Annotated in this window: 4 protein-coding genes; all 4 read left to right on the plus strand. The window is 62.3% G+C overall.

The window, feature by feature from the left end; all coding sequences use genetic code 11:
* Window positions 1–294: 294 nt before the first annotated feature.
* Window positions 295–861: a Uma2 family endonuclease gene (locus VEK15_13160; GenBank protein HXV61640.1), complete on the plus strand. Its 567-nt coding sequence runs from the start codon at window positions 295–297 to the stop codon at window positions 859–861.
* A gap of 27 nt (window positions 862–888) precedes the next feature.
* A complete protein-coding gene (locus VEK15_13165; GenBank protein ID HXV61641.1) occupies window positions 889–1,884 on the plus strand; it encodes an MBL fold metallo-hydrolase in 996 nt (331 codons plus the stop codon).
* 41 nt (window positions 1,885–1,925) lie between these two features.
* Window positions 1,926–2,483 carry a hypothetical protein gene (locus VEK15_13170; protein ID HXV61642.1) on the plus strand — a complete coding sequence of 186 codons (558 nt, stop codon included), beginning with the start codon at window positions 1,926–1,928 and terminating at the stop codon, window positions 2,481–2,483.
* A gap of 75 nt (window positions 2,484–2,558) precedes the next feature.
* Window positions 2,559–3,792, plus strand: a 1,234-nt coding sequence (locus tag VEK15_13175; GenBank protein ID HXV61643.1) for an amidohydrolase, incomplete at its 3' end; no start/stop codon positions are given.

The following is a 3,792-nucleotide window of genomic DNA, read 5'->3' on the forward strand; positions in this document are numbered from 1 at the left end:
TCTCTTTAATCTACGCACGAGGTGAGAAAAACCGCCAAGATCCGAGCAAGCAAAAAACGTTACCAAATGACACAGCTATTTAACCTAACGGACGAACACATGTTCGGTGCGGCAAGAAAAGCGCGAGACCTTAGGTAGGTAGAGGCCGATACCGGTTGGAGTGCTGTACTTCGCTCGAAACGGCCGGGCCCTCCTGCTCGGAGCGCGTCTCTGACTGCGTGGTCTTCGCGAGCCGATTCTCGGGAGGGTCGACGTCCTTTTTCTCGTCTCCACTGGTGGAGGTAAAATGCTGGAATGAACGTGGCCGGAGTACGCCAATTCACGGTGGACGAGTATCACCGAATGGCGGATGTGGGCATCTTCTCTCGAGACGACCGGTTAGAGCTTATCCACGGAGTCGTCCGCAAGATGAGCCCGAGGAACCGGTCCCATGTCGTCGCCACGTCCGAGATCCGACAGCTCTTCGCTCGGAGCTTGGCGGGCCGGGCTGGTGTTTACGAGGCAAAGCCCCTGCGGCTCGACGCACTCGATTCCGAGCCCGAGCCCGACGTTGCCATTTACTCGAATCCAGACTTGAGAGCGTACGGCACCGACCGAACCGAAGCTCTGCTGGTTATCGAAGTAGCCGACTCTTCGCTTCAGGACGATCTGACGACCAAAGCGGAGCTCTACGCCCAGGGCGGAATCCCCGAGTACTGGGTCGTCGACCTCGTGCATCGAGTGCTGAACGTCTTTCGGGATCCAAAGGACGGGGTGTACCGAGTGCGACAGACGCACGTTCCCGGGTCTCGACTAACGCCTCTCTCCTGGCCGGATTTCTGGGTCGAGGTGAACGCGCTCTTTCCCCCGGAGTCGTCCTGAGCAGTGAAATCAGTGAAAGGACGTTGGATGCGAGCTCGGATCCTCGCAGCGACGGTCGCGGGGGTTCTTATTTGCTCTGTCGGAAACCTCGCCGGTGACGACGGAGACTTGAGAGTCACCTTCCTGGGCACGGGAGCGCCCCGGCCTTCGTTCGAGCGTTACGGCCCGAGTATCCTCATCGAAGCAGGGGAGGAGAGGCTCCTCGTCGACGCCAGCTGGGGACTGAGAGAGCGGCTGCTCCAGGCGGGATCGTTCGAGCTCATCACCGGCATCGACCATGTTCTCCTGACGCATCTTCATTACGATCACACCATCGGTCTCGCGGATCTATGGCTCACGGGCTGGCTCTATGGCCGACGCGTCCCCTTGCGCGTCGAGGGGCCAACGGGCACGAGGGCGTTTCTCGAGGATACACGGCGTGCGTTCCAATGGGACGTCGACTACCGGATCCTCGTGGGCGTCCCGGCGGAAGGGGTCGCCATCGAGGCGATGGACGTCTCACCGGGGTGGGTGTACGAGCACAATGGGCTCAAAATCACGGCGTTCGAGGTCGAGCACCTGCCCATCGATCTGAAGACTCGCGAGCGGCTGGAATTCGCCGGAGAGACGCTCGGTTACCGCATCGACTTCAACGGTCATTCGGTCGTGCTCTCGGGGGTCACGAGACCGAGCGATCGTCTCGTCGAGCAGGCCCGCGGAGTAGACCTGCTAGTCCACGAAGTCCAGGTGCCTTCACCCGGCGCCACCAAAGAGGCGAATCTCGCCAACGTGAGTCTGTCGGTGCATTCGGAGCCGGAGGCGGTGGCCAGAATCTTCGAGCGCGCGCGGCCGAAGCTCGCTGTCTACTCGCACATCATCCCGCCCGAAGTGACCTCGGAGGAGCTGGTAGAGGCCACTCCTTACGACGGCAGGATGGTGGTCGCTCACGACTTGATGATGATCACCATCGGCGAAGACGTCGTCGTCTCCGACCGACCCCGGCTGATGGAAGAGAGTTTCGAGAAATCCCGAGTCTTGAGATAGAGTCGGTCCCGCCGGCCTCTCGGAACCGACGGTACACATCGATGAGACGGTTCATTCTATTCGTCGTCGTGACGGCGGCCCCGATGGGGTCGAATGTCGGCGCAACCTCCCTCTTCGAGCCCCCGAAGAGGGCGGCCGAGCCGTTTCGGGTTTTCGTCATCGCCAGTCCGGAAGACGCGACGGACGACGAGCGGGTGCCGATCGAGGAGGCGCGGCTCGAGCTCGCCAAACGAATCGACAAGAACGAGAAATGGTTTCGCCTGGCTTCCACGCCCGAAGAAGCTGAGATCCTGGTCGATATAACCAACTACTGGACCCGTCAAGAGAGACGGGTTCTCAGCACTTGGGGTGTCGTACCACCGACCGAAGGGGGACAGCCCGATAAGACTCAGATGGTCGAGATCGTCACCTACCACTTCCTCGAAGCCCGGGTCGAGCTCTTCGGCGCCGAACGGATGCTGCGAGGAGAGAGAGTCCGCAACGAGGGCGGAAAGGCGAAAGACGCCGTGAGGGACCTGGCGAGACGCCTCGAAGAGCTGTGCCGGAACGAGTACGACTACTTGATGAGGCGGCGTGCCACCGCGCGAGTCGAGCGTTAGCACCCGCTACCGAACCATCCCTATGGTCCTTGATAGAATCCCGAGCCATCCAAGCTTGGATGCCAGAGGAGAGACATGAAACCGAGAACCTGTTGGAACCTGCTCGTCGTTGGAGCGGTTTGGGCTCAGGCCGTCACGGTCGCCGCCCAGCCCGAAGAAGACGTGATTCGCGGAATCGATGCCCTTGCGGACGAATACGCGGGCATCGCGCAGCGGATCTGGGACTACGCCGAGGTCGGCTATCTGGAGACGCAGAGCTCGGAGCTCCTGCAGAGCACGCTCCGGGACGCCGGGTTCTCGGTCGAAGCGGGTGCCGCCGGAATGCCCACCGCCTTCGTGGCGAGCTACGGGTCGGGAAAGCCGATCATCGGAGTTCTCGCCGAGTTCGACGCGTTACCGGGTATCTCGCAGGATCGATCTCCCGAGCGGAACGTGCTCGCCGACAAGAGCGCGGGACACGCCTGCGGCCATCACCTCTTCGGCACCGGGTCGGTGGCGGCGGCCGTCGCCACCAAGGAGTGGCTCGAGCGCACGGGCACGACGGGCACCATCCGGCTCTACGGAACGCCGGCCGAGGAAGGAGGAGCGGGCAAGGTCTACATGGTTCGGGAAGGGTTGTTTTCCGACGTCGATGCCGTCTTGCACTGGCACGCGGCGGACCGCAATAGTGCCTCGGCAAACAGCTCGCTCGCCAACAAGTCCGCCAAGTTCCGCTTCCGTGGTCTCTCCGCGCACGCCTCCGGTGCTCCCGAGCGGGGTCGCTCCGCGCTCGATGGCGTCGAGGCGATGAACAACATGGTGAACATGCTCCGCGAGCACGTGCCACAAGAGACGCGCATCCACTACGTCATCACTTCCGGGGGCGCGGCTCCGAACGTGGTTCCTGATTTCGCCGAGGTCTACTATTACGTCAGGAACCCCGACCCGAAGAACGTGATCGCGATCTTCGACCGCGTCGTCAAAGCCGCAGAAGGCGCGGCGCTCGGTACCGAAACGACGATGGAGTACGAAGTGATTCACGGTATCTACGCGCTCTTGCCCAATGAGACCCTCGGTCGGGCGATGCACGCCAATCTCGAGCGCGTCGGCGGCGTGGCCTATACGGATGAGGAGCGTCGGTTCGCCGAAAAAGTGCGTGAGTCTTTCACCGGCGAGGTTTCCCCTCTGTCTTCCGCGGGAGAGATCGAGAAGTTCGAAGTCCGCGAGGAGGGGAGCGGCGGTTCGACCGACGTGGGTGACGTGAGCTGGGTCGTCCCCACCGCCGGCATGCGCGCCGCGACCTACGTGCCCGGAACTCCCGGACACTCGT

The sequence above is a fragment of the Vicinamibacteria bacterium genome, from assembly GCA_035620555.1.
Classification (GTDB): Bacteria; Acidobacteriota; Vicinamibacteria; order Marinacidobacterales; family SMYC01; genus DASPGQ01.